The following is a 26,214-nucleotide window of genomic DNA, read 5'->3' on the forward strand; positions in this document are numbered from 1 at the left end:
AGCATAAAAAAAGCCCACCTCGAAAAGTCGAGGTGGGCTTTTTTTCGTGTGCGCGGATTTGCTTAACTTAATGACATTGCCCGAAAGGGCTTTCTTTTTTACCCAGATGTACCGCTGAGGTATCAAAAAGGGAAAGTAAATGTATATAGTTTGAACGCAAAGCTTCATAGCTTTCGCGTTCTCCCGCCGTGGACATTTGCGGGGAAAATGTTGCAAATTGCCGTTGTGCAATTTAGCAAACGCCCCCGGCGTGCGAATTCGGAAAAGCAAAAAAACGCAGCAAAAAGTGCGAAAAAGGATTTCTGCTATATTTTTTAAGGAAATGGTACCAATACAAGTGAAAAAGTTGCATAAAAAAATTTTTGTACCTGAAATACCGTGGGATATCGTGGCGAAAAATACATTCTAAACGTATGGTACATCTTCCACGGCTGGGGAAAAACCGGATGTAAATGCCACAAAATGGGAAGTTTTTTCATAAAAAAGTTGCGGGCAAAATAACGAAAAGAACCGGACACTTTTTCAGGCGTACCCAAAAAAAGTGTGAAAATTTGACGTGCGAGCTGTTTTTCTTTATAATATTTCAGGAACAAAAAGAAGATTTCGAATTTCACAACAATTCGGAACGGAAAGAGAGAAAAACATGGAAAAATACCTTGTTTTGGCAACCTTTATGGGGTCTGTCATCGCACTTATCTTCGCCTTCGCCACCGGCAAAAAAGTGCTGAGTTTTGACGAAGGCACCCCGCTTATGAGCAAAATTTCGCAATCTATCCGTGCGGGCGCCAACGCCTACCTGAAGCGGCAATACACCGTTGTAGGTGTGTTTTTTGCCTGTATGATCGTGGTTTTGTGCATTATGGCGGCCTTAAAGTTGCTGACTTGGTTCGTGCCCTTCGCGTTCCTGACCGGCGGTTTCTTCTCCGGCCTGTCTGGCTTCGTGGGTATGCGTATCGCCACAAAGGCCAACTGCCGCACCGCCAACGCCTGCCGCGACGGCCTGAACCGCGGCCTCCGCGTGGCCTTCTCCGCCGGCTCCGTTATGGGCTTTACTGTGGTCGGCCTCGGCCTGCTGGATATCAGCGTGTGGTTCATGCTTCTGCGCTTCGTGTTTAAGCTGGAGGCCGCTGACATCACCAGTGCCATGCTGACCTTCGGCATGGGCGCCAGCTCCATGGCGCTGTTTGCCCGCGTGGGCGGCGGCATCTTCACCAAGGCGGCCGATGTGGGCGCCGACCTGGTGGGCAAGGTTGAGGCAGGTATTCCCGAGGACGATCCCCGCAACCCCGCTGTTATCGCCGATAACGTAGGTGACAACGTGGGTGACGTGGCCGGTATGGGTGCGGACCTGTATGAGAGCTATGTTGGCTCCATCGTCTCTGCCTCCGCCTTGGGCGTGGCGGCATTCAGCGATCAGGCCTTCAAGGCCATGGCTATTCCCATGGTCATGGCGGCGGTGGGCATCATCTGCTCCATCATTGGCTCTTTCTTCGTCAAGACCGAGGAGAACGCCGACCAGCGCACGTTGCTGAAAGCACTGTCCCGCGGCACCAACCTGGCGGCTATTCTGATTGCTATTATCTCCTTCTTTCTGGTGTGGGCCCTGCTGGGCATCGAGCACTGGGGACTGTATGTGGCCATTCTCTCCGGTCTGGTGGCCGGCGTGCTGATCGGCAAGGCCACGGAGTATTACACTTCTGATACCTACAAGCCGACCCAGGAGCTGAGCAGCAAGAGCCAGACCGGCTCCGCTACCATCATCATCGGCGGTCTTGGCCTGGGTATGCTCTCCACGGCGGTGCCCATCGTGATCGTGGCGGTGTGCATCCTGTTGGCGTTCTTCCTCTCCGGCGGCGCAGCCAGCACAGGTATGGGCCTGTACGGCATTGCTTTGGCGGCAGTGGGTATGCTGTCCACGCTGGGCATCACCCTGGCCACTGACGCCTACGGCCCTGTGGCCGACAATGCCGGCGGTATCGCTGAGATGGCTGGCTTGGAGCCGGAGGTTCGCAAGCGCACAGACGCGCTGGACTCTTTGGGCAACACCACGGCAGCTACCGGCAAGGGCTTTGCCATCGGCTCCGCCGCGCTGACGGCTCTGGCACTGATGGCTTCCTATATCGAAAAGGTCAAGGAAGTGGGCGCGAATGTCACCTTTGAGGACTTCTCCCTGATGAACCCCGTGGTGCTGGTGGGCCTGTTTATCGGCGCGTGCCTGCCCTTCGTGTTCGCAGCGCTTACCATGAACTCCGTGGGCCGCGCGGCCCAGAGCGTGGTGCTGGAGGTACGCCGCCAGTTCCGCGAGATCACTGGCCTGATGGAGGGCAAGGCAGATCCCGACTACGCGCGCTGCGTGGATCTGTGCACCAAGGCCAGCCTGAAGGAGATGGTGCTGCCCACCGTTATCGCGGTGGTGACGCCCATTGTGGTAGGTATGATCCTGGGTTTCAAGGGTGTGGTCGGTCTGCTGGCCGGTGCCACCGTTACTGGTTTCCTGATGGCTATCTACATGGCCAATGCCGGCGGTGCCTGGGATAACGCCAAGAAGTACATCGAGGCAGGCAACTTCGGCGGCAAGGGCAGTGATTGCCACAAGGCCGGCGTGGTGGGCGACACCGTGGGCGATCCCTTCAAGGACACTGCGGGTCCGGCCATCAACATCCTCATCAAGCTGCTGAGCATGGTGTCCATCGTGTTTGCTGGATTGATCGTGAATTATGCTATTCTGTAACGGGAAAAGGGGAAAAAACAAGCAGCACCCCCGGCTTCTCTCTCACAGATGCGCTAAGTAATTGATTTTTTTGAACAGGCAGGCAGTGGCGTGAGCCGCTGCCTGCCTGTTCTTTTGTTGTTTTTACTATGCGACTGTGGGACTTCCTCAGGTGAGGCCATCGCTTGGAGTGAGGAGGATTGGGCCACGGCAGAACTGCCTGCCGACAATCGATTTGACTATCGGGACGTTGCAGCAGCAGGCAAACGAAAATCGCCGTGCAGAGGTCGTGTGCAGCAGTGGCTTCAGCGCATTTTCCCGTGAAACGATTCAGGAAGATGCCGCCTTCTTGACTGCTGAAGAAGCACAGATGATTGAGGTTGTAAACGATGAGCAGAATAAACCATGCACTTTTTCGGCAGAAGACGCGCTGAAGGATATCGAGCTTTTTCCCAGAATCCTGCGGAGTTCTTATGGTGCCTACTATCTGTATGAAAAAGTTGATTGGGATGCAGCGGCTGATTCATGGTATGTTACCGCGATAAATGGCAGCGATAGGCGAAGTGAAAATAAAGCGCAACTCATCAATTTGAGAGAGCTGCGCCTTCAATTCTTGAAAGGCATAGATAGAGAAGCAAGCCGCCGCAATGGACAGTTTGCTGCCTTGCTTGATTTCAACGGACAAATCGTCCTTAAGAGTTTTTGTTGTATTATTTATAAGCTCCATAAGGAGGTACCCCAATATGGCTGAGGAAAAGAAAGTCGTCACGCTGGACGATTTTGAGCAGCGTCTGATGGTCAGCAGCCTGATGGATTTTCGGAACGATCTTCTCCGGGACGAAAAGCCCACAGAAGACATTAACGATTTGATCCTGAAGGTCATTGATGCCCCAACAAAGAAAGAGAAACGGAGAGCCGACCGTGAGGCAAGATAAGCTCTCCAAGCAGAATGTGATCCTTTATCTTTGCGGCATAATTCCGGTTGTGTGGCTCGGCCTGTTGATTGCTCCTTGCTTAAAGGATGGATTGCCCGGACTGGTTCAGCAGTTCGGATCGGTGATGCAAAACCCATTCCAGATACAGCTTTGTGAGGACAGTGTAAAAACTGTCCTCACTTTGCTTTTGGTGTACGGGATCGCCATCGGCGTCTATCTCTCCACGGAGCACAATTACAGACGGCGAGAAGAGCACGGATCAGCTAAATGGGGCACGGCTGGTTCGGTCAACAAGAAATATGCCAACAAGGATAAGACGGAAAACAAGCTGCTGACGCAAAATGTCGCCATCGGCCTGGACGGAAGAAAGCACCGTAGAAATCTGAATGTACTTGTATGCGGCGGTTCCGGTGCAGGTAAAACACGCTTCTAGGCTCACTGCTCGGAACGCATCGAAGGTGTGCTGCTTATGCCGGTAATGTCTCACCTCCCTTCGCGCCGGAAGGCAGGTCGTGGTTTCCCCTTTCACCCCTTACTGGTTTTCCAAATGGCCCTTTTGGCCATTTTTTCGGAAACTTCTCAAAAACATTTTTTTCGCGGCTCATGCTGCGCTCCTTTCGTCCTGTTCGGGTGGATGTTCCTTCCAGAACGAAGGGCGGCGGGGAGCGGCAGCCCACGGCGAAGAAGTGCCGTGGATGACAAAAAGCGCCCACACAGGCATAAAAGCCTGCATGGGCGCTTCGGTGCGGTTCAGCATGGAAATTGTCGGTGCCTGCCGGAGGGCATAGGTATCCTATGTTGTCCGGGTATCGTCCGGCTATGTTGCTCCCGGCGCGGCTCGTTGCCGCAGCATTAGCGGCACCTCCCGTACTCTTTTGCCATAGACTGATTTCCTTTCTGTTCAAATCGGATAGATATGGCGAAAGGCGGTTGTTCAAAAGAGCAACCGCCTTTCCTGACGAATGAAATCGAAAAGGGGCGCGGGGCTATTTGCCCCGCGCCCCTAAAGGTGAGCCTGTTTACTTTTCGATGATTTGCAGTGATTTTTCCTGACGCCGCCGCCTGATCTGCCATGTGGTCAGTGCAAGGAATCCGGCAAGAGATGTACAGAGGGAGAACCCCCACAAGCCTAACACGCTGCTGTCGCCGGTCTGCGGGACTGTGGTCACGCGCCAGCCTGCATACACGGTCATATCCTTCGCCAGATAAACACCGGAAACCTTGTTTTTCAGGCTGCGTTCGCTGTACCAGCCGGTAAAGGTGTGGCCGCGCCAGGTGGGGACATATTGGGTCAGGTCAATGTAGGCATTGTACGTTCCCTGCACACTGGAAATATCACTGCCGCCGCCTGTTTCAAAGCGCAGCGTGTAGTAGGTGACGGGCGGATAGTAGTAGCCGCCGCCGGTATACGTCCAGTGGGCGTAGACGGTGGTTTTGGCATGGAATACGGTATCCGTCGTAACCTTCGTACCGCCGTTCTTTTCGGTGTACCAGCCGTTGAAGCTGTGCTTGCTCCGGGAGGCACTGGGCAGCGAACTTAGCTTCTGATTGGTGGTGGTCATGCTGCCGACAGAGGACGTACCATCGCCCGCGTCAAAGGTGACGATAAACTCGGTGGGTGCAGGCGGCGTGACGGAGCGGTCATAGTCGCAAACATTGCAGGTCGTATCCGCGTCATCGGTGTAGACGTGCGCAGCCTTGTCCTTGATGCTCTCGGGCTTCTTCGGGCAGTCATCATCGGTGCATTCGTGCCAGTGGCTCGTGCCGTCCTTGCTCCAGTCACCGTAGCTGTGCTCATGGGCGGGAGGCGCATCCTCCCACAGCGCCTTGACTGTGATGTCAGCGGTGACGGTCACAGGGGCGTTCACCGGATACTCCGTGCCGCCGATCTCCCATGCCTTGAACTGCTTTCCTTCGGGCGCAACAAACTCGCACTCCGGCAGAGAATACTCGCTGCCGTGCAATACCTTCTTGGCGGGCATTGCGGTGGGGACCTCATCTGGCAGCTCCTCAGGCTCGGAGCCGCCGCCTGCCTCAAAAGTGACGGTATGCTCGTTGCGCTTTTCAAACGCTGCGGTGATGGTAACATCTCCCTCCGGCTGGACGAAGGTATAGGTATCCTCCCCAGCCGCAACGGTGGCGGGGATACCGTTGACGGACAGCGTGCTTAGCATATAGCCCTCATCGGGTGCAATGGAGAGCATGACAAGCTCGTCCTTGCAGAACAGAGGCGTGCCGTCCTCGGCGGTTCCCGCGGCATTCACCACCTTGACTCTGCCGTTTTTGCAATCCTGCACCGTCACCTTATACTGCGGCTCGCCCTCCACGGTCACCTGCACCGAGATGTTCTTCTTCCACTCCTCTCCCGGACGCGGGACAACATCGAGTCCTGATGGGCAGCGTGCTCCGGTGCCTTCCAGAACCACCGTGCCGAGGACGGTAAAGGTCTGCTCCCGACGGGACTGCGGATCATAATCGTCCGGGATCTTCCACGAAACATCGACAGGTATCCAATCGTTGGTGTCAGCTGCAAAAACCCCGATATTGATATTGGAGAGCGCCTCTTGCAGATTCTGTCCCTTGGAAATACGAATCGGCTGCGCAGGCGGCGCATCCCAATGGTCCTTCTCCCGCACATTGATCAGGTAGTTCCAGCAAACCTTGAACGACTTGTAGGAGGTCGTATTTCCGCAGGCGTCTTCGATGACAAGCATGTGTTGGGTGCTGCCGTCATACTCTGCCGAGATCGTATAAACGCCCTTTTCATCCGGCGTCAAAAGTTCAGCGGTCCCACCCGGGGATGTATAGTGACGAACCGTGACGGGCGATGAGTCCTCTACCGTGAACCGCAGGTCTCCCCAGTATTTTCCGTTGCTTACCAGTTCCTTGCCGGTCGAAAAATCAATGGCTTTCGGGTTCTCGACGTCAATGATCATCTTCGGCGTAGAGACATAGGTCGTTCCCGTCGGGTTCGTGGCTTTGGCGTAGACATACCAACCGCCGTTTTCTTCATACGCCGCAGCGTCTATTGTGATTAAGATAAATGGCAGCACGATCGATCCCGGCGTGGCTTCCGCTATCTTGTATTCCTTCCAGAGGGACCCGTCAAGCGCTGCCAGCTCTTCCTGCGTGTAGCGCTCCGGAGAGCTGAGGTAATAGCCTGGCTTCGCGTCCGTGTCGACCCACATGCCTATCTGATAGGAATTCTCATCCATGGACGCGCCTTTGAGATAATACGGTTCGTCCGAATCCGCGTTATATCCCGTGAAGTACTGCCCCGTCCCCAAACGAAGCTCTACCCTCGGATATTCCGTCGAATAATTCAGCACGAGCGTCCGGCTTTTGGTGATCAGACCTGCCCGGAACTCTCCGTTTTCCTTGTCATATGGGATTTCCGTCCCGTCTGCCTGATCGGTCAGCGTTGCCGACACGCCCGCCGGCAGCCTGATCTGGAGCACCAGATATTCATTGTGCGGGAGCATCAGATCGGCGTAGGTCTTCTTGCCGTCTTGGCTGATGACCTTCACGTGGTGCCGCCTGTATGTTCTGACTGTCGCAGTAGTTTCGTTTCCCGCGTTGTCAGTCGCGACCACGGTATATTCATTTCCCGCGTCATTGTTGCCGCCATCCGGCGCGGGGAGACGATAGGTGGGGCCGGCTTGCGGCTCGCCGTTGATGGTCACCGACTTGATGCCGGAGGATGTCTCTCCCGATTCAGCAGGGTCGCTCACGGTGAAGGTGTACGCGCCGGGATTTCCATCGATGACATCCTCGATGGTGTAGCTCTCACCGTTCTTCAAACCCTCCAGCACCGGCGCCTTCGTGTCCGTTCCCATCACATAGCCGCACACAGTGCAGAGCTGCTTCTGCTTGCTCCAGTCGCCGGGAATGTGTTTGGCGTTTTGTTTGGACATTTCCGCAGCGGGGTCTCGCGCGCCGCATTTCACACAGGCCCAGATGTGGCAGCCGTCCCGGTCCGTCCAACCCAGTTCATGGCTGCATGTGCTTTCCTCGCAGCGCAGCTCCAGCTTGCTGATCACTCTGCCGTAATTGTAGGCATATGGCAGGCTCAACCGCTGCAGGTCCACGCGCCCATTTTCGTTGGGGATAAGAAGCTCCGTTGTGGTGCCCCAGTACTTCTTATACGGTTCCTGGTTGTGGCGCCACTGCCACCCTGTCGCGCTCAGCCACACGGACTTCCCGTCCGAGGCTCCGATTTTGATGTTCTCTTCTATAATCATTGCAAATTCCTGATCTTGCATCACTGCCATGTAGTACGCCCGGTTCGAGCCTCTTCCGACCGCGGATGCAGACAGCTCTGTATAACCGTAGTCCTGATAAAGCGGAAAGGCCAGCGCAGTCAGCGTTGTGTCCTTGATCAGAATGTTCCCGCTGTTGCCGTTCATGCCGCCGCCGATGCCCGCGCCCAAGTAGCCCTGCGCCCTCACCACGCCGCCAGTGATGGAAATGTCATAGCCCGAACCGCCTCTTCCGCCACCGATTCCTGCGCCGGCATAGTTACTCCAAGCTTCGACCGTTCCACCGGAAATCTCGATATGATGCGCATCTTCCGACTTGTTCTGTCCGTCTTGATCGCCGCTGCCTATTCCTGCTCCGCCTGACTCGCTGCCGGCATTCACCGTGCCGCCCTTGATATAAATAAAGCGTCCGGGGCCGCCCTGACCGCCACCGATCCCTGCGCCTTCCGAAACGGACCGCACCGTCAGCTTGCCGGAATACACATAAATCTGCTCGCCGACGCCGCCCTGACCGCCGCCGATACCCGCACCGTATACGCCGCTGGTCGCAAGAATCTCACCGCCATAGATACCCGTCGCCAGAGAGCCGAAATGAAGGTTCATGCCGTGTCCCTGCGAGAAGTTCTTGATTCCGACCTTTGAGCCTCCGATGCCAGCGCCATACCTGCCGCCTTCACACGTGAGCTTTGTCCCCGTCTGCACCAGAACCCGGAGATAGCCATCGGTTTTGTTTTTCTGCAGCGCAGCGAAGTTCTCCGCGCCGATCAGCTCGCTGTCCCCGCCGATAAAGTACAGGCAGGCGGAGGCGCCGCCGTAAAGCTCGATGGCAGGGCCGTCCTTGGGTGCCTGAAGGCGGACGCCGTCCAGAAAGATGTGCGGCGTAATGTTCTTGCCCTTGCCATCGATTTTGATCCGGTATTGAAAATACCAGTTCGGATCTGCGGAGCCCTTGATCAGATAGGTTTTGCTGTCCGTGATTTTCAATTCTTTGTTCTGGCCTGTAAGGTCCACGGTCTTGTCAAACGTCGTTGGGACGGAAAGCTTGACATCCGGTAGCTCACCCGCAGCAAAGGCCGCTGTCGGCAGCAGCGTCAGCACCATGCAGCACAGCAGCAGGATGCTAAGTATTCGTTTCTTCATTGGCTTTTCTCCTCCTGTTCGTGTCGGTTCGGTTTGTCCGCCCCGCCTTTTTTCCGGTTTTCTCTGATTCTGAGCCGGAAACACAGCGCGGTGATCGCCACCGCCGCGGCAAAGGAGACGACGGCTACCAGCACATAGCCGCCCGCGTCCTCCCGCAGCAGCATCGCGCCGAACACGCCCCATGCTTCCGGTTGCCCCGGCCCGGCGACCGTGCCCGCCGCCTGCGTCAGCACCGCGAACAGCAGCATACACGCTGCGGAGAGGCTTATTGCCTCGCGCCGCTGCCTTCGGCGGGTGTTTTCCCGCACCCGCTGCTTGACGAGTGCGACCCGTCTTGCGGTATCGTACATTTCGTTCGAACCTCCTCTCCGGTTTGTCTGAAACTGTGATAAAAACCCTTTCACTTATATAGGTACAAAAAAACGAAAAAACTCTCACCCAAAACGCAAAATTTTTCAAAAAAATTTGAGAGCCGCCAAAAAGCAGCTCTCAGGGAGTAAATGTTCGGTTATTTCCTCTGCGATAAGCGGAAAACGGACCATCTTCCCGCCGCCACCAGCAGCACCGGCAGGGCGTAGGCGATGTACTGCGCCGCGCCGCCGTGGGCGATGAGCAAATTGTAGGTGGCGTGGAGGGTGATGGCCGCGCCCAGCAGCCCGCAGGTGCCCGCGATCTTCAGCCACGTCCGCCGCCATGTGTATGCAAGCCCGCCGCCCACGATCAGGCCGCAGAGGACGTGCATGGCTCCCGTGCCGAAGCCCCGGAAGAAGATAAAGGAGAAGCGGTCCGCGCCGTTCTGAATGAGATAGCACACGTTTTCAAAGGTGGCGAAGCTCAGGGCAACCGTGATGGCGGCAGCCTTGATTTTATCCCCCTCCGGCTCAAACACCAGCAGATAGAACACCAGTGGCAGCAGCTTCATCATCTCCTCCACCACCGGTGCGATCTCCGCCGTGGCGGCAAGGGCGTCCGCCTGACACACCGCCGCGAGGAAGGTGTTGATATAGGCCGAGAGCAGGCACACTCCCATCCCGGCCATGCAGAACAGGAAGAAGCGGAGCTGCCGCCTGCCCATGCACAGGGCGGCCACCAGCAGCGGAGATACCATGCAGAGGAAGATATTTTCAATATAGGTCATGCTTCCACCGCCTTTCTCGTGGCGGGCAGCAGCCACAGAATCGCAAGCGTCAGCAGCATATCGCACCAGAAGGTTGGGCTGGCCGGAGAGGTGTTCGGCCAGAAGCAGCCCACCGTCCAAAGCAGGTACTCCGAGAACGCAAAGCACAGCACGCCGATGTGGAAGTACCGCATATTCCGCGCCGTATCCGTCTGCCCGTTGGCGTAGACCAGCCCCCGGATGGCGCAGAAGGAGAGCCATATCATCATGCCGCACCAGATCAGGTTGGAGAGAATGTCCCCGAAGGTGCAGTAGAACGCCAGCAGCGGCACGCCGAACGCAGGCGCGAGCCACGCCCTGCGGCAGCGGAAGCTGCGCTCGTCCTGAGTGGCGAGCGTTGCTTGCAAAATGCGCAGGAAGATGAGGCTGGCCACCCAGCCGAACTCCGACACATAAAAGACCCGGGGTGTGGTATCGAACAGCAGCAGATACAGCGTCCAGTAGAGCGCGCCGAGGGCAAAGCAGCCGTAGAAGCACAGCAGCAGAAAATACGCCTGCCTGCGACTTTTCCGGTAGGATATGCCCGAAAGCAGCGCGCCCACGAACGTGAACAGCAGTTGCAGCAGGTTCTCAATCAGCTCCATGAATCCCCTCGCTTTCTTTGTTCTGATCGTCCTCACGGCTCATCTGACGCAGCCGGAAGCACAGAACGGTCACGCACACGCCGAGCAAAAACGCCAGCAGCCCGATGATGATGTATCCCAAGGCAGCGCCGCCGTGAAAGATGCTTGCCGCCGTTTCAAAGCCGGAGTAGTCGCCTGTCTGGATGCTTGCGGCAATGTCGGGCATGGCGAGGGACGCGCCTACAAGCAGCGCAAGGCACGCCGCCACGGCGGAAGCCATGGTGATCGTACTGCGCCGCAGCCGTTTCTCCCGCTCAATTTTGGCGATGCGCCGCTTCGTCTCCGCGACGCGCTCTTCATGACTCCGCATTTGTGATTCCCTCCCGTTCCAGCAGCCTTCGCAGGCTCTCTTTTCCGCGATATACCATGTTGGTGATCTGCTTCACCGTTTTTCCCGTGACCTCCGCCGCCTGTGCGTAGCTCATGCCTTCAAAATAGGTGAGATACAAAACCTCCCGGTAGTCCGGGTTCATTTCATCCATGCAGAAGTGCAAGACGCGGTTTCGCTCCTCCGACCGGATGACCTCCTCCGCCAGCAGCCGTCCGTCCGGCTCGCCGGTCAGCGCATCGAGGCTGAACAGGGGCTTCCGCTTGCTCTTATGGCGCAGCGCCATGTGCCGCGCCGCCTTATAGAGATACGCCTTGAAGCCGCCGTCCCGGATGCGGGGCTTTTTCGTGAACAGATAGGCGAAAACATCCAGCATCAGCTCCTCAGCCTCGTGAACGTCGTGCAGATAGCCGTCGATATACAAGGTCAGGGGGTCGCCGTATTTCTTCATCAGGGCATTGAGCCCTTCGTCGTCACCGCTCAGATATTGGCGGTATAAGCTCTCGTCGCAGGTCATAGCGTTCACTTCCCTTTTGCGGATGTTTCCAATGTAGCCAGGTGTCTGTCAGGTGCTTGTCCTGCCGGAATCGCGGTGCTGTCCCTGAAAGCGCGGGTCGGACGGCTTTTCCGCGTTTTCCGGGATCGCCCATGAACGCCCGAACCGGGACGCGCCAGGGATCCGCCCCTCGGCGCAATACTGGTTGACCCGCCGCTCCGACACGCCCCAGCGATAGGAAGCCTCCCGAATGGAGATATAGCCCTTGATCCCGTTCATACCGCACCTCCGCATGGACAATACTCAACACGATACATTATATACGAATATCCGAAGAAACACAAGGCGTCCGGCGAAGTGAGCAGCGAAAAGTTACGGATAGGAGCGACATTTTTTGAAAAAGTCCTCCGAAACTGGCCAAAACACCCCACTCGGATTGTAGTATGGGTAGAGGGGGAAATACGGGGGTACGAAGTAGTCAGCAAGCACAGCAAGCGAGTACCCGCTTGCGGATTTTGCGCTGTTCAGGTCCCTTGCCCGAACAGTCAAAATTACTTGCTGGGGCGCAGGAGCTGAACAAGCAGGTCTGCGGCAACTGCTACAACTATGAATACGACGGCTTTGTGTTTGTGGACGAGCTGGGCGAGCGGAAGCGGGCCAATTATTTGACTTCGGCATTCCCAAAATTCTTGGAGAGCCACGGCCTGCGCCGGATGCGCTTTCACGATTTTCGTCACAGCTGTGCCAGCTTGCTGCTGGCCAACGGCGTTCCCCTCAAGCACATTCAGGAGTGGCTGGGACACAGCGACTTTACCACCACGGCGAACATCTACGCCCACCTGGATTACAAGTCCAAGATCACCTCGGCGCAGGCGATGGAGACAGGGCTTGCTCTATCGGAGGGCGGCGACTTCGGAAGCCGGTGGGGATCGATTGATGTTGGGGAGAACGGATGATTTTCTCTCCGAAAAAGTGAAAGAGCACGGAATTGCCCGTTTCGGAAAAAGGAAAGAGCCTGTAATCGGCTTGATTACAGGCTTTTTCGGTGGCGGAGATGGAGAGATTCGAACTCTCGCGTCGGTTTGAGCCGACCTACCGCATTTCGAGTCTTGTTCGCACTTGGTACTTTCGTGTCTGCTGTGGTCGGTGGCGGCAGTTTTGGAAACGGCGAAAACCCTTGTGCTGCAACGGGTTTCGGACGCGCCGACCGGTATTGACCAGCTCCATATCAGAAAAAACCAGAGTTCAAATTGAAATGAGAAATGCCCCAAAACGATCGATTTTTTTGCGTGCTGGCAAGAAAACACGCAAGAAGAAAACCCTTGTCCGGTATGGCTTTGCGGACAGCCCCCCGGATTAAATGCAAGAAAAACCGGCTCAAAACAGATTATACGAAGCACCCTTTCGGACCGAAACACAGAAAGGAGTCTTCGTTATGAAATACGACGCCAAGGAATTCAAAAAATACCCGGAGATTATGAACAAGGAGCAGATGCAGATCGCCTGCCACATCAGCAAGCAGACGGCGCTCTATCTTCTCCAATTCAACCTGATTCCGCACACCTGCACCGGCAAGAAAACCCGCTGCTACGCCATTAAAAAGAGCGATGTGATCGCTTTTATGAACGACCGTGAGGTCAACCCGGAAAAGTACATAGCGCCGAAGAACTGGTACAAATACGGAAGCGAAATGGTTCGGCCCTATAAAATCCGCATCCATCCGCCGTGCGCCAAAGACGAGAAGAAGCTTCGGCGCTACTATGAGAGCAAGCTGGCCGCGCTGCCGGATGTGATGGATGTGGCCGCCGCCGTGGATTTCACAGGATATAACCGCCGCACCGTCTGCCAATGGATTCGCGTGGGGAAGCTGAAGGCGCTGACGCTGCTGCAGAAGTACATGATCCCCAAATGCTATCTCATCGACTGGCTCTGCTCGGACGATTACAACAACACCAACCGCAAATCTCGCCGGCATATCGATATGCTTTGGGAGGCACAGAAATGGAGAAATTGATGCGGACATTTTCCCTTATTCTCTCAAAAAGAGGCACAGCGGCATCATTCCCTTGGCGTCTGTTGAAAAAACGCCGATTTTGTGATACTATAATAGCAATAAGCCGAGCATTTGCTGAAGCCACCGAAAAGCCGGGAGGGAACAAAAATGAGCAGTAATTTCCTCAACGATGAAAACAAGGGCGATATCATCATTTACCAGTCTGAAAGCGGCGAGACAAAAATTGATGTCCGGTTTCAGGATGAAACTGTCTGGCTGACACAGGCGCAGCTTTGTGAGCTGTATCAGAGCAGTAAGGCCAATGTCAGTGAGCATATAAAAAACATTTTTGAGGAAGGCGAGTTAGAGCAAAGCGAAGTTGTTCGGAAAATCCGAACAACTGCCGCAGACGGGAAAACCTATGCCGTAAATCACTATAACCTCGACATGATCATCTCCCTGGGCTATCGCATCAAGTCCTCCATTGCAACGCAGTTCCGCCGCTGGGCTACCGAGCGCTTGAAGGAGTATATGGTCAAGGGCTTCGCCATGGACGATGAGCGCCTGAAGAATCTCGGCGGCGGCAGCTATTGGAAGGAGCTTCTTGACCGCATCCGGGACATCCGTTCCTCCGAAAAGGTGATGTACCGTCAGGTCCTCGACCTCTACGCTACTAGCGTGGACTATGACCCCAAAAGCGCCGAGTCGGTGGCTTTTTTCAAAATGGTGCAGAACAAGCTGCACTATGCCGCCCATGGCCATACCGCCGCAGAGGTGATTTTTGAGCGAGCCGATGCCGAAAAGCCATTTATGGGGCTTACCGCATTTTCCGGGGATTTTCCCACGGCGAAGGATATTGCCGTCGCAAAGAACTATCTCTCCGCGGACGAACTGAAGATACTGAACAATCTCGTTTCCGGATACTTTGACTTTGCGGAGATTCAGGCGATGCGCCGCCGGCCCATGTACATGAGCGATTATGTAGAGAACCTGGACCGCATCCTTGCCTCCACTGGAGAGGCCCTGCTCACCGACGGGGGAACCGTCAGCCACACGCAGGCGATGGAGAAGGCAAAGGCGGAATACAAGAAATATCAGGCGCAGAATCTTTCTCCCGTGGAGGAGGAATATTTGCAGACCATTCGCAGCATTGAGAAGGCGGCAAAAGAGGGCGAAAAACGCTGATCTCGGAATAGCCTTACAGGGAAGGAATCCTTTTTGAGCCGGTATACTGTGGAGGTATGGATAGGGACTGCCAAAAATTATTTTGCAAATCAACTGAATGATATGGCGGGAGAAAACGCAGATTTCTGCGATTTCTCCCGCTGTTTTCAGCTATTAAAGCTCCAGCATGCACGACTTTATGGCCCAAATAAGAACAGAGCAAGGATTCAGAAACTTTCCGGTACAAGCGCCAGTTTGTTGATTGATTCGTGAGCCCGGGCGAGAGCATCACGCACCTTTGACGGGTGAAAAAGAACAATCCTCGGAACAATATCAAAAATCCACGGAATAATGTCATTGCATTATCGGAACTATGTCAATGTAAAACCAGAATGATGTTATAAAACCGGGCCATAAGGATTTTACTCGTGTGTCACAATCCTCTTTGGGAACAACCCAACGGCGATGCCTATAAGCCTGGGGATTGACAATGCTATCTTGTTGCGCTATAATAAATAAACAAATTTATTTATTTATAAAGGAGGAGTGACCTTGATTGAACCTTCTGATTTTGGCTTGTTTTTGAAAGAAAAGCGAAAAAACGCTCAGCTAACACAAGATGAGTTGGCCTCTGCAATCAATAAGTCAGGACAATATATCAGTAACATCGAAAAAGGAAAGAACAACGCTCCTCCCAACCCCTCGGATATAGAAGCTCTCATAAGAAGACTTGGGCTTTCCAATGACGAAGCAAACCTTTTCAAAGAAAAAGCTTCCGCAGATCGAGGACGCTTGCCGATTGAGCAAATGGATTATTTGATGAAGCATAGAAAGTTAATTGATCTCATCAATTTTGGATTGGAAAACAACATAAACGACAAATGCTGGGCAGAAATGTTAGCAACAATTTCGGGAGGAAAATAAAATGACTTTGAATGAAGTGTTAAAAAATACAAATTATGATGTTTCACTCTTTTCTGAGGAAGCACGCAAATATGTTGAAGATGCTATCGTTGTCAAAACTATCAGAGGCAAGGAATCTCTCTTTATTAAATGTCTGAAACGTGATAAAGAAATCGCGCTTAAACCTGAAGAAGCAGTGCGTCAACTCTACCTCTACAAGCTTATCCACGAGTACGGTTATCCTACAAGCCGTATTGAAGTTGAATTCCCGATTCATTTTGGTCGCGAAGTTAAGCGCGCTGATATTGCCATTATGGATAAGGATCGTCTGATGGTTCCCTACATCATTGTTGAGCTCAAAAAGCCCAAACTGACAGATGGCAAGGAACAACTGAAGTCTTACTGCAACGCCACTGGCGCACCTATCGGTGTGTGGACGAATGGCGAGCAGATTTCTTACTACAACAGGAAAGACCCTAACTATTTTGAGCCGATTACAAATATCCCAAAAGTTTCCGAAAAGCTCGCTGATATTATCAACGAGAAGTTTACTTATGAAGATCTGAAAAAGATTGATAGAATCAGCCAGCAAAAGCGTTCTCTTCGCTCTCTTATTCAGGAAATGGAAGATGAAGTGCTTGCCAGTGCAGGGGTGGATTCTTTTGAAGAGATTTTTAAGTTGATTTTTGCCAAGCTGTATGATGAGCTTGTTTGTGAGCGAGATGCCGGCGCATACTTAAAGTTCCGCAATGCCGGTGAAACAGACTTTGAGCTGAAAGAGAAAATCCAGGGGTTATTTGATGACGCCAAGAAAAAATGGGAGGGTATTTTTACAGACGAAAGCAAAATTCTGCTCTCGCCTTCTCACCTTGCCGTCTGCGTTGCTACGCTCCAGGATATTAAACTGTTCAACAACAATCTGGATGTTGTAGACGATGCCTTTGAATACCTGATGAGCAAGGCGCAAAAGGGAGAAAAGGGGCAATACTTTACACCGCGCTATGTTATTGATATGTGTGTAAAGATGATGAATCCCACCGTCAATGACAAAATAATCGACACCGCCTGCGGCAGCTCAGGATTTACCGTGCATAGTATTTTCAAAGTATGGAAAGATATTCGCCGCGAAAAAGGGCTTCCGGAAGACGAAGGATTTACGGCTGCTCAGCGCATACCGGAAGAAACAAATTTTGTGCGCGATAATGTATTTGCTATTGACTTCGATGAAAAAACAGTTCGGGTTGCCCGCACCCTTAATCTGATCGCTGGTGACGGTCAGACCAATGTGCTGCACCTGAATACATTGGACTATGCCCGCTGGAACGAGATAATCAAACAGGAAGATTGGAATGATACCTATAATGAAGGTTTCAAAAAATTAAAGAAGTTGCAACCCAAAGGCAGCAGCGATTATAGCCAGTTCCAGTTTGATCTGGTCATGGCAAATCCTCCATTTGCCGGAGATATTAAAGAGAATACGATTATTTCCCGTTACGAGCTTGGTAAAAAATCTAACGGAAAATGGCAGAATAAGGTTGGCAGAGACATTCTCTTTATCGAGCGCAACTTGAACTTTCTGAAGCCCGGCGGACGTATGGCTATCGTTCTTCCGCAAGGGCGCTTTAACAACAGCAGTGATAAGTCAATCCGTGAATATATCGCAGAACGCTGCCGCATTCTCGCCGTTGTCGGTTTACACGGAAATGTTTTCAAACCGCATACCGGAACAAAAACCTCAGTTCTGTTTGTGCAGAAGTGGGACGATGAATTATGTCCAAAGAAGGAAGACTACCCGATCTTCTTTGCGACGATGCAAAAGCCCAGCAAGGATAACTCCGGTGATAAGATTTATCTGTTTGATCCTGAAACAGGACTGCCCGCGTTGGATAAACACAATCACCTGATTGTCGATCACGACCTGTTCCAGCTTTCTTACATGAAGCGGGACGGGACAGAGGCTTTGCTTGAGCCGGGCATAGCAGAAGCCTTTGCAGAATTTGCAAAAAAGGAAGGTTTAAGTTTTTTTCGGTAAGCCCATCCGTTGAACCTTTCAATGAAGCCAAATATAAGGCTTTGATGGATGGGCTGGAATGCAGCGAAGTATTGTACAGCTTCGCAAAAGAGAACAAAGACTGTCGTATTGATAGTCAATTCTTCACCGCAAAAATAAAGCATAATGGTAATCTTGAATATTGTCCTATCGGTAAATACTTGATTTCTTCGCAGTATGGTGTTTCAAAGGATATGAATACCGAAGGCTATGGATATCCGATTTTCAGGATGAACGAAATCCACCATTCTCTTTGCGACTTAACTACAGAAAAATTCGTTGAATTATCAAACGAGGAATTCTATGCTGTTAAACTAAATGACCGTGATGTTTTATTTAACAGAACTAATTCCTTCGAGAAGGTTGGAAGAACAGGTGTTTATTACAGCTGTGGCATACCCCAGACATTTGCCTCTTATCTTGTGCGACTTATTCCTGATAATATCCACATTTATTCCGAGTATTTAGCGGCGTTTCTGAATACACAATATGGCATTCAAGAAATCAGGAGGAGAGCGAGGCAATCGATTAACCAAACAAATGTTAATCCCGAAGAAGTAAAAGCTATTGAAATACCGTTGTTAAAAAGAGAGTTTCAAGAAAACGCCAGAAGATGTTATGAAAAAGCTCATCAGTTACGCAAGGATGCTTCAAAAAAGTATGATGAAGCAGAGGCTTTCTTTGCACGAAAAATGGACATGGATTATTTCAAACTGAAGGATGATTCTAATGCAATAAAACTGTTGTCGGCAAGCTTTAAGACTTTTGGCCGTCTTGATGCAGAATACTATCAGCCGAAATATGAGGCAATTGTAAAGAAGCTCAATACAAGAGAGACGGTACTATCGTTGTGCAATCTGCATGATAAAAACTATAACCCAGATGCAAAACAAACATATCAATACATAGAACTTGCAGATGTGGGGCAATCAGGTGATATTTCTGATGTTGATATTCAATACGGCAGTGCTCTACCCACGAGAGCACGCCGAATTGTAAAATCAGGACAGGTGATAGTGCCTTCTGTTGAAGGCTCATTACAAAGCTGTGCCCTAATTACCGACGAATATGATGGTGTACTGTGTTCAACCGGGTTTTATGTGCTCGATTCTGATTGTATTAACTCTGAAACTTTGCTTGTCCTTTTCAAATCTGAGCCGATACAGGCTCTTATGAAGCAACGTTGTTCAGGGACAATTCTTACTGCAATTAGCAAAGATGAACTTCTTTCCATGCCGTTACCGATGATTGATGATGACATTCAAGAAGAAATCGCAGCCAAAGTTCAGGAATCCTTTGCCCTTCGTAAGCAATCCAAACAACTGCTTGAATATGCAAAGCAGGCTGTCGAAATGGCTATTGAGCAAGGCGAAGATGTGGCATTGGCATGGCTGAAAGACAAAATTCCGGTGGAGGTGTAAATATGCCTCAGGAGAAGATATACAAAAACTGGAAAGCAGTAACCGAAGCTGATTTTGTATCACTGTTTATTAAGACATGGTTTGCCTATATTTCTACTCTTAGAACTATGTTTCCAGAGGCAACAAACAGAAGAGGTGACGGCAAGTATCTGAATGCATATAAAGATTACTACAGAACAAGCGGGAGCAAGAAACTTATCGTTGATGATCAGATAATGGCGTCTATGGAACAAGTCTACCGCGAAGGTCGTAAAGTCATAATGGAGCAATATCCTGAATACTACCTTTGGGACTTTTATCATGTAAACGAGGACTTTGAATATACTTTCAAAGACATTCCGCCGGATAAAAGCGATTGCCTTATCATCGGCCTAAAAATAAGCCGAAATCGCGGCACTAAGTGGCAATTTGTTATATCGGGATTTGCGCGGTTCTTCGGTAAATACTATGAGGAGTATAATGGAAATGTTCAATTTCAGTGCAATATCTCAGGGATTCTTGAATCGTCAACAGAACATGTCAAAGAGAATCCGACTGAGAGTGAGCAGGACTATCTTTCATGGTTATTACGCGAAATAAATGTCGCGCTAACGCATAGTATTGTGGAAGCGTTTAAACTGCATTATGAAAACAACGCCTATGGGAAACGCCTTCTGGTTAAAATAGGGAACCTTGAGAAGCGAATTATCTCTCTTATATGGCAGATTTTTGATCTCAACGCCAAAGACGAAACATTTAAAACTCCTGATGAAATGGGACGTTCGCGAAACACATATGAGCTGATTCAACAACGCCCGTTAAACTATTTTCAATACCATTTCGATGTGAATTTGACGCCTCAGCGCGATTTATCTGCATCGGAAAAGGAGTGGTTTCGCAAACTGCATGAATCTCGTAGGCAAAACAGCGTCCTTTGGTTCCTCGACTTTGTATATCGTCTTCGTAATGCACTATTCCACGAAATCATTGATCCATTGGATGAAGAATGGCAAGTCATTTTCAAAAATGCATACTTAGTGCTTAAAGAGATTGTTGACCTGAATATAGCTGCTATTGAAACAAGGTAAAATACGCTTGGCTAAGCTTCCGTGCATAGTAAGTGGCGGCGAGGAGCATTCCTCACCGCCACTATAATTTGTTGCGCGCAAATCAGGATATTGTTGCGAATTTCTCTGTGAGTGCTACCATTTCTTCAGCCGCAAGGCGTAGATAGAATATCGAGCCGCCGCAAGCGATGGCTCATATCAAACCACCACTTCCCATTTTCCGTATCTCTTGCCGTTTTCTCGGCGGATATAGTTTTTATCTTGCAGCGACTTCATAATTCGCTTTACACTTCTGATTGATTTGTCGGTGATGTCTGCAAGCTCCTGCTGCTTGATGGTTGGATTTTCCTTTATTAAATCCAACACAGCCAATTCTTCTAAAGTGCAGTCCAAAGTGCCAAATTGGCACTTTGGAATTTGCTGTTTGGCACTTTGGGAATTGCTTTCCTCCACATAATCAATGTGCATATAGCGGTTCTTCAGCTCGTAATCCGTGCCCAAAAGGAGATTGCCGAAGAACATCTCCAAGAACTTTGTGGTGGAGTGAACACCCTTTTGCAGATTTGTGTAGTTCGCTCGGACCAAGGCGTTGCGGAAGTACCACGAATTCTTTTCAAAGGCGTCGTTGTTTACACGAAAGCCGAAAGTTTTCATATATTTGATCATAAAGACGGCGGTGGCACGAGTATTTCCCTCGCCGAAGGGATGGATCTGCCAAATGTCGGAGGCGAATTTCGCCAGATGCTTCACCGCCGCATCTACGGACAAGCCCTCATAAGAGAACTGTTTTTCGGTGGCAAAATCGTAATCCAGCGTATCCTTGATACTGTTCCAATCCGCATAGGTCACGGTATCGCCGTTCAGCACCCACTCTTTCTTGGTGATGTTGTACTGCCGAATCTGTCCGGCGTGACTGAACACGCCCTCAAACAGCCTACGATGGATGGAGAGCCACTCAGCGGGGGAGAATTGGAAGGCTTTTTCCCCCAACAGTTTTGCGATTCTGGCGGAAACAATGTCCGCTTCTTTGGTTTCGTTCTCTATTTCGGTGCGGGTGGTGCGCTGCTCATAATAGCTATGAATGCGCTGCTGGGCTTCATCGATGGTGATTTTACCCTCGATGTGATCCTTGGCCGTATCCAGCAGATAGGCAGAGGTGTTCAGCCCGTCCACCGCCTGCAAGCCGATGGCGGTCTGCCACGCCTCGCTTTTTTCAGCTCGGTCGGGTTCACCCTGCTTGATATATTCTTCCAGTTCAAATTGCCAATTCTGATCCGGCATATCTGCACCTCATTCCTTGCTCAAATCTTCCGCCTTGAAGGTCGTGCACCCCTCGTAATAATAGCTTTGGTCGATGCCCTTCCTATGCCATAGTGCACCTCCAAAATAATTACTTATCCGCCGCCACGCCGGACTTCATCCAGGCGTCTACTTCGCTGACCTTGAATTTCCAAAGGCGGCCTATTTTCGCAGCGGGCATATTTCTTTTCTCTATCCAGGCGAGTACCGTATCACGGCTGACGCCGAGGTATTCGCAAATCTCTTTCATTGAGTACCAGCGTTCGATGGTCGGTTCCATTAAAATGTCCTCACTTTCAGGCAGTTTCCGATAGCTATAACTATACAATTTAAGTATATCACAACAAGGCGGATTTATCAAGGATTATTGCGGATTTACGAGGAAAGCAGAGGATAATCCCATGCTTTCAAGAATGAACTTCTTGCTTTTTTATCACAAGGCCTTATCAGATGGGGGAAATATTCGCTGAAAATTCGCTCCATTCACCCGCTCGGAGTGAATGGAGCGAATTTGGCTTGCAAACAGAATTGTAAAATGGTCAAATCTGCAAATCTGTTTTTCACACATTGGGCTTTTCCTTCGGGTTGCGCTATTATGTGGATGATGATAAAACCCATACGGCGGGCGTGAAGGAGGAAGAGTATGTACAACAGATTCGCAGAAAAGCGCAGGCGGTATCTGCGCGAGTACAGAGACGGCATCTACACGGGGATGCTGCTGACCGGCAAGCTGGACGAGCATCTCAAGGAAATCGGTGACACAGCCCAAGAGATGTTTGGTCGGCTGGTCGCGCAGATGAAGGAAGCCGAGGGTGTCACTGAGCGGCTGAAGGCTGAGAATCAAATGGAATGGGTGGGACGGATGAACAGCATCCGCAGCCGAGCGGAAGAGATTATCCTTTCTGAGCTGGTTTATTGCTGAGGTGTGGTGATGTTCAAGCATAGAAGAAATCGGGTGTTAGCACTTTGCGCCGGCGAGCGACGGCTGCTGACAACGGCCCTGTTGTCCTTTCGGAACAAGCTGGTAGCAAGCGGCAAGCCCCCCGAGGATATCAATGAGCTGCTGATCCGGCTGCTACGGTAAAAACTGAATACGAGAAATGAGCGTCTGCTTCTGAAAAGAGGCAGGCGCTTATTTTTATGGCATCAATTTTGCAGCCACACCGATGAAATCCGGAATGGACATGGCATCAATTTTGATGCCATAGACGAAAAATGGCTCCATTTCGGAGCCACGAGCAGTCCTGCATAGGAAAATGGCTCCAATTTGGAGCCAAAACAAAAGAATTTTTCAAGGGGGTTAATTTTTTGGCCTTCTCGCTGCCTACCAAGTGAGGGGAACTTTGAAAAAGCTCTGCACAAGCTCGGCTTTTTATAATTTACCAGCTCAAAAGAAAAAATTTTGAAAAGCAGCGGGAAAATCTGAAAAAAATTCGGCAAAGGGAAAGTGAGAGGAGCTTCTAAGCTTCCCCCGTGGACCTTGACAACGGAATAGCCGTTACCGAGACAGATATGACTGTGCGGCGACCTCGAAAGAGCGAGCATAGCAACGCCGCGGAGCCCCCGGGGCAGGTATATAAAAACGATATCGGAAGTACGGCGCCAAACCAAAAAACACAATTACCAGCGAAAGAAAGAAGGTGAAACACATGAACAAGCTACAGCTGATCGATGCCGATACCCTGTATTACAAGCCTCTTGCCCACCCCAAAATGCTCATCGACGGTGTTCTCTCCGACGGGCTCGCCATTTTAGCGGGTGACTCCAAGATCGGCAAGAGCTGGATGGTGCTGTGGCTGTGCCTGCAAATCAGCCGCGGCGAGGCGGTGTGGGGGCTGCCCACCAGAAAAACCGATGTGGTATATCTGGCCTTGGAGGACCGGGAATGGCGCGTTCAGCAGCGTATGCAGGAGCTGACGGATTCTCCACCGGAGAATCTCCGCTTCGGCTTTTCCTGCGGGCAGTTGGGTGCGGAGCTGGAGGGGCAGATCGAGGAGGCTCTGCGGGAATTTCCCTCCACGGGCCTGATATTCCTCGATACCCTCCAAATGGTGCGGGACAATGCTTCCGCAAAGGTCAATGCCTACGCCCAGGACTACAAGGATCTGTCCGGCCTGAAAAAGCTTGCCGATGACCACGGCATTTGCATCTTCGTTGTCCATCACACCCGAAAGGAGCGGGACAGCAGCAATATTTTCAATGATATGACCGGCTCCACAGGCATTTTGGGCGTGGCGGATACGGGGATGATTCTCCGCAAGGATGACCGCTTCGGCGATTGCGCCACCCTCTGCATTACGGGCCGGGATGTGGAGGAGAAGAAGCTGAAAATGCAGATGCGGGGCGTCCGATGGGAGATTACCGAGGCGCTCAGCGCCAAGGATTTGCGAAAGGAACGCATCCCGGACTTTGTTTTTCAGGTGGCGGATTTTCTCTTGGCGCACGGGCGGTTTCGGGGCACGGTGTCCCAGCTGCTTGCCGCCGTAGGTAATACGGAGCTGAAGCCCAACCTCGCCAGTAAGCATCTGACCCGTCATTACAGCGATGTGCTGCTGCCCTTGGGAATCACATACGAATACCGTAAAACGGCGGCTGCCCGGCTGGTGCTTTTGGAGCTGCATGACGGTGCTGACGGTCATGACGGTTCCTCCGGGAGCGAGAGACTTGCGTCACTGCGGAAACAGAATGACGACATCGCCAGGCTTCCCCAAGCATCGTCACAAGCGTCATCTGCGTCATGGGAGGAGGCGGAGGGCGATGAGGAATTGCCGCTTTAAGGGGTGCGGGGCTATACACCGCTTTTTTATCCGTAAGGATAACGAGCATGGGATTTGTGTAGCTATGCGGTACCCAATTCCCCCGTATCTGCCGATACGAAAGGGGCGCGCCCCTGTAACCCCGCTGAAAGGATGTGATATCTATGCGGAATCGAACAGAGGAAATCAATGTGCGAGTCTATAAAACCGAAAAGAATACCATTCGCAGAAAGGCAAAGAAATGCGGCATGAATATGTCGGAATACCTCCGAACCTTGGGAACCGGCGCAGCGGTGAGGGAAGCTCCGCGCCGGGAGCTGATGCTGGCGTATCAGAAGCTGACGACGCTCCACGATACCGTCCGCTACGAGCTTGCCATGAGGGACTTTGACGAGACACTGACCGAGATCGAGAGCCTGCTTCTGCGCGCCTATCACGGGAAGGAGGATGCCGATGGCAGTGACGAAGATCTGGGCGATCCATGACAGCGTCAGCCGTGTGGTGGACTACTGCACCAACCCCAGCAAGACCAAGCTAAGCGACCTGGAGCAGGTGCTGCTGTATGCTGCCGACAAAGAAAAAACCCTGGATGAGGGGGAGCAGCAATACGCCGTCACCGGAATTGACTGCAGGGCGGAGTCCGCCGCAAGGGAGATGGCTGCCGTGCAGAGGCGCTTCGGCAAAGCCGGCGGCAATGTGGCCTACCACGCCTACCAGTCCTTTAAGACCGGTGAGGTCACGGCGGAGGAATGCCATCGCATCGGCGTGGAGACGGCGCGGCGGCTTTGGGGGAACGACCGGCAGGTGCTTGTTGCCACCCACTTCAACACCGGCACTTATCACAACCACTTTGTTGTGAATCCGGTGAATATGTGGACGGGCAAAAAGCTGGAGGCAAAATACGAGGTCTACTACAAGCTGCGGGATATGTCCGACCGTATCTGCAAGGAGCATGGCCTGTCGGTGGTGAAAAATCCCCAACGGCATAAAACGGCGCGGTCGGTCTACTTTGCCGAAAAGAACGGCGAGCCTACCCGCTACAACCTCATGCGGCGGGCGCTGGACGAGGCGCTGACGATGTCAAGCAGCTGGACGGAGCTGAGCGCCGTGCTGCGGAAGAAGGGCTATGTGTTCGTGTGCGATCCCTACCGCAGGTACGCAACCATCCGCTCTCTAAGCGCCAAAAAGTGTATGCGTACCTTCCGGCTGGGAGCCGAATATGACAAGAAGGCGCTGCAGGACAGGCTGCTGGAGAACCAGCGGGACATCCGTGTGACCCGGCGCTATTTTGAATTCATGAGGCCCTACACACGGGAATATGCCAGGAAAAATCCGCCAACGGAAGAATATTACCGGCAGCGGGATTTCTATCTGCATTTGCCCCGCGTCACCGGGTATTTGAGCTTCTTCCGCTGTGTGGCAATCGTGCTGGGCGTTGCGCCGCTGTACGAAAAGGAGTATCGGCAGCCCTTGTCAGCGGAGTGCCGGGAGGCTTGCCGCAGGCTGGATCGCTTCACCGCCGAGATAACACTGGTGTGTCGGGAGCATTTGGACACGCCGGAGGATGTGCAGAAGTTTCTTGCACGAATGGACAGGGAGATGGATGCAATATCCGCTGCACGCAGCAAAATCCGCAATAAGCAGCGAGGCTGCGCCGATCCTGCGGAGAGGGTCGAACTGAAAAAATCCTGCGCCGCCTGCACCGCGGTGTTGGCCGATCTGCGAAGGAAAAAGAAAACAGCCTGCGACATCATTGAGGACCATCCGAAGCTCCGGGAGCTTCTGGAAAGCGAATTTGAGGCGCGGCTGGAGAACGACCCCTATCTCACGGAGCGGGAGAAAAGTGCTCTGCGGCAGCGGAACGCTCCGGCGAGAGAGGAAAACCATTATGAACGCTGATTACAGTAGAAAGAG

General features: G+C 52.1%; 26 protein-coding genes and 1 pseudogene. 17 read left to right on the plus strand and 10 right to left on the minus strand.

The window, feature by feature from the left end; translation table 11 throughout:
• The first annotated feature begins 643 nt into the window (after positions 1-643).
• The 4 genes and pseudogenes from ACOMDU_RS11350 to ACOMDU_RS11365 form a co-directional block, all read left to right on the plus strand.
• Complete coding sequence (locus ACOMDU_RS11350) at positions 644-2,731, plus strand: sodium-translocating pyrophosphatase (RefSeq protein ID WP_421130417.1); 2,088 nt, start codon at positions 644-646, stop codon at positions 2,729-2,731.
• Between the two features lie 214 nt (positions 2,732-2,945).
• Positions 2,946-3,461: a hypothetical protein gene (locus ACOMDU_RS11355; RefSeq protein ID WP_421130418.1), complete on the plus strand. Its 516-nt coding sequence runs from the start codon at positions 2,946-2,948 to the stop codon at positions 3,459-3,461.
• Positions 3,454-3,645, plus strand: coding sequence for a hypothetical protein (locus tag ACOMDU_RS11360; RefSeq protein ID WP_421130419.1), 192 nt, complete (start codon positions 3,454-3,456; stop codon positions 3,643-3,645). Before ACOMDU_RS11355 ends, ACOMDU_RS11360 begins: the two co-directional genes overlap by 8 nt.
• Positions 3,632-4,075: pseudogene (locus ACOMDU_RS11365) on the plus strand (VirD4-like conjugal transfer protein, CD1115 family); the annotation flags it as partial. The gene ACOMDU_RS11360 and the pseudogene ACOMDU_RS11365, both read left to right, overlap by 14 nt.
• Before the next feature lie 37 nt (positions 4,076-4,112).
• On the opposite strand, the gene ACOMDU_RS11370 reads toward ACOMDU_RS11365, so the two are convergent.
• The 8 genes from ACOMDU_RS11370 to ACOMDU_RS11405 all read right to left on the minus strand — a co-directional run bounded on the left by ACOMDU_RS11370 (position 4,113) and on the right by ACOMDU_RS11405 (position 11,947).
• Positions 4,113-4,250: a hypothetical protein gene (locus ACOMDU_RS11370; RefSeq protein ID WP_421130420.1), complete on the minus strand. Its 138-nt coding sequence runs from the start codon at positions 4,248-4,250 to the stop codon at positions 4,113-4,115.
• 414 nt (positions 4,251-4,664) lie between these two features.
• Positions 4,665-9,044 carry an InlB B-repeat-containing protein gene (locus ACOMDU_RS11375; RefSeq protein ID WP_421130421.1) on the minus strand — a complete coding sequence of 1,460 codons (4,380 nt, stop codon included), beginning with the start codon at positions 9,042-9,044 and terminating at the stop codon, positions 4,665-4,667.
• Positions 9,041-9,394: a glycosyltransferase gene (locus ACOMDU_RS11380; protein WP_421130422.1), complete on the minus strand. Its 354-nt coding sequence runs from the start codon at positions 9,392-9,394 to the stop codon at positions 9,041-9,043. The genes ACOMDU_RS11375 and ACOMDU_RS11380 overlap by 4 nt, the downstream gene beginning before the upstream one ends.
• Positions 9,395-9,552: 158 nt before the next feature.
• Positions 9,553-10,182 carry a PrsW family glutamic-type intramembrane protease gene (locus tag ACOMDU_RS11385; protein WP_421130423.1) on the minus strand — a complete coding sequence of 210 codons (630 nt, stop codon included), beginning with the start codon at positions 10,180-10,182 and terminating at the stop codon, positions 9,553-9,555.
• Positions 10,179-10,805, minus strand: coding sequence for a histidine kinase (locus tag ACOMDU_RS11390; protein WP_421130424.1), 627 nt, complete (start codon positions 10,803-10,805; stop codon positions 10,179-10,181). The genes ACOMDU_RS11385 and ACOMDU_RS11390 overlap by 4 nt, the downstream gene beginning before the upstream one ends.
• A complete protein-coding gene (locus tag ACOMDU_RS11395; protein WP_421130426.1) occupies positions 10,792-11,154 on the minus strand; it encodes a DUF4179 domain-containing protein in 363 nt (120 codons plus the stop codon). The genes ACOMDU_RS11390 and ACOMDU_RS11395 overlap by 14 nt, the downstream gene beginning before the upstream one ends.
• Positions 11,141-11,689, minus strand: coding sequence for an RNA polymerase sigma factor (locus tag ACOMDU_RS11400; protein WP_421130427.1), 549 nt, complete (start codon positions 11,687-11,689; stop codon positions 11,141-11,143). The genes ACOMDU_RS11395 and ACOMDU_RS11400 overlap by 14 nt, the downstream gene beginning before the upstream one ends.
• Positions 11,690-11,737: 48 nt before the next feature.
• On the minus strand, positions 11,738-11,947 hold the full coding sequence (locus tag ACOMDU_RS11405) for a helix-turn-helix domain-containing protein (protein WP_158707401.1): 210 nt from the start codon (positions 11,945-11,947) through the stop codon (positions 11,738-11,740).
• Positions 11,948-12,201: 254 nt separating this feature from the next.
• Here ACOMDU_RS11405 and ACOMDU_RS11410 point away from each other — a divergent pair, with 254 nt between their 5' ends.
• The 8 genes from ACOMDU_RS11410 to ACOMDU_RS11445 all read left to right on the plus strand — a co-directional run bounded on the left by ACOMDU_RS11410 (position 12,202) and on the right by ACOMDU_RS11445 (position 20,266).
• On the plus strand, positions 12,202-12,624 hold the full coding sequence (locus tag ACOMDU_RS11410; RefSeq protein ID WP_421130428.1) for a site-specific integrase: 423 nt from the start codon (positions 12,202-12,204) through the stop codon (positions 12,622-12,624).
• 479 nt (positions 12,625-13,103) lie between these two features.
• A complete protein-coding gene (locus ACOMDU_RS11415) occupies positions 13,104-13,682 on the plus strand; it encodes a hypothetical protein (protein ID WP_421130429.1) in 579 nt (192 codons plus the stop codon).
• Positions 13,670-13,840, plus strand: a complete 171-nt coding sequence (locus ACOMDU_RS11420; RefSeq protein ID WP_421130430.1) for a hypothetical protein — start codon at positions 13,670-13,672, stop codon at positions 13,838-13,840. Before ACOMDU_RS11415 ends, ACOMDU_RS11420 begins: the two co-directional genes overlap by 13 nt.
• Entirely contained in the window at positions 13,830-14,846 is a 1,017-nt protein-coding gene (locus ACOMDU_RS11425) for a virulence RhuM family protein (protein ID WP_421130431.1), read from the plus strand. Before ACOMDU_RS11420 ends, ACOMDU_RS11425 begins: the two co-directional genes overlap by 11 nt.
• A gap of 531 nt (positions 14,847-15,377) precedes the next feature.
• A complete protein-coding gene (locus ACOMDU_RS11430) occupies positions 15,378-15,749 on the plus strand; it encodes a helix-turn-helix domain-containing protein (RefSeq protein WP_421130432.1) in 372 nt (123 codons plus the stop codon).
• A gap of 1 nt (position 15,750) precedes the next feature.
• Positions 15,751-17,760, plus strand: coding sequence for an N-6 DNA methylase (locus tag ACOMDU_RS11435; RefSeq protein WP_178265005.1), 2,010 nt, complete (start codon positions 15,751-15,753; stop codon positions 17,758-17,760).
• Between the two features lie 44 nt (positions 17,761-17,804).
• Positions 17,805-19,199, plus strand: coding sequence for a restriction endonuclease subunit S (locus ACOMDU_RS11440; RefSeq protein WP_178265004.1), 1,395 nt, complete (start codon positions 17,805-17,807; stop codon positions 19,197-19,199).
• A complete protein-coding gene (locus tag ACOMDU_RS11445) occupies positions 19,166-20,266 on the plus strand; it encodes a hypothetical protein (RefSeq protein WP_178265003.1) in 1,101 nt (366 codons plus the stop codon). The genes ACOMDU_RS11440 and ACOMDU_RS11445 overlap by 34 nt, the downstream gene beginning before the upstream one ends.
• A 177-nt stretch (positions 20,267-20,443) precedes the next feature.
• Here the strand turns inward: ACOMDU_RS11445 and ACOMDU_RS11450 are convergent, their stop codons facing one another.
• Together ACOMDU_RS11450 and ACOMDU_RS11455 are read right to left on the minus strand one after the other, a co-directional pair.
• Positions 20,444-21,526 carry a Fic family protein gene (locus ACOMDU_RS11450; RefSeq protein WP_421130433.1) on the minus strand — a complete coding sequence of 361 codons (1,083 nt, stop codon included), beginning with the start codon at positions 21,524-21,526 and terminating at the stop codon, positions 20,444-20,446.
• Between the two features lie 109 nt (positions 21,527-21,635).
• The gene (locus tag ACOMDU_RS11455; protein WP_177465015.1) at positions 21,636-21,824 is read right to left on the minus strand and encodes a helix-turn-helix domain-containing protein; all 189 of its coding nucleotides are present in this window, start codon (positions 21,822-21,824) and stop codon (positions 21,636-21,638) included.
• Positions 21,825-22,187: 363 nt separating this feature from the next.
• Here ACOMDU_RS11455 and ACOMDU_RS11460 point away from each other — a divergent pair, with 363 nt between their 5' ends.
• From ACOMDU_RS11460 to ACOMDU_RS11480, 5 genes are all read left to right on the plus strand, one after another.
• Entirely contained in the window at positions 22,188-22,466 is a 279-nt protein-coding gene (locus ACOMDU_RS11460; RefSeq protein ID WP_421130434.1) for a TnpV protein, read from the plus strand.
• Positions 22,467-22,499: 33 nt separating this feature from the next.
• The gene (locus tag ACOMDU_RS11465) at positions 22,500-22,628 is read left to right on the plus strand and encodes a hypothetical protein (protein ID WP_421130435.1); all 129 of its coding nucleotides are present in this window, start codon (positions 22,500-22,502) and stop codon (positions 22,626-22,628) included.
• 565 nt (positions 22,629-23,193) lie between these two features.
• Positions 23,194-24,321, plus strand: a complete 1,128-nt coding sequence (locus ACOMDU_RS11470) for an AAA family ATPase (protein ID WP_421130436.1) — start codon at positions 23,194-23,196, stop codon at positions 24,319-24,321.
• Positions 24,322-24,464: 143 nt separating this feature from the next.
• Complete coding sequence (locus ACOMDU_RS11475; protein ID WP_421130437.1) at positions 24,465-24,785, plus strand: plasmid mobilization protein; 321 nt, start codon at positions 24,465-24,467, stop codon at positions 24,783-24,785.
• The gene (locus ACOMDU_RS11480) at positions 24,754-26,199 is read left to right on the plus strand and encodes a relaxase/mobilization nuclease domain-containing protein (RefSeq protein ID WP_421130438.1); all 1,446 of its coding nucleotides are present in this window, start codon (positions 24,754-24,756) and stop codon (positions 26,197-26,199) included. The genes ACOMDU_RS11475 and ACOMDU_RS11480 overlap by 32 nt, the downstream gene beginning before the upstream one ends.
• The last annotated feature ends 15 nt before the right edge of the window (positions 26,200-26,214 follow it).

The sequence above is a fragment of the Vescimonas sanitatis genome, from assembly GCF_049060325.1.
GTDB lineage: Bacteria > Bacillota > Clostridia > Oscillospirales > Oscillospiraceae > Vescimonas > Vescimonas sanitatis.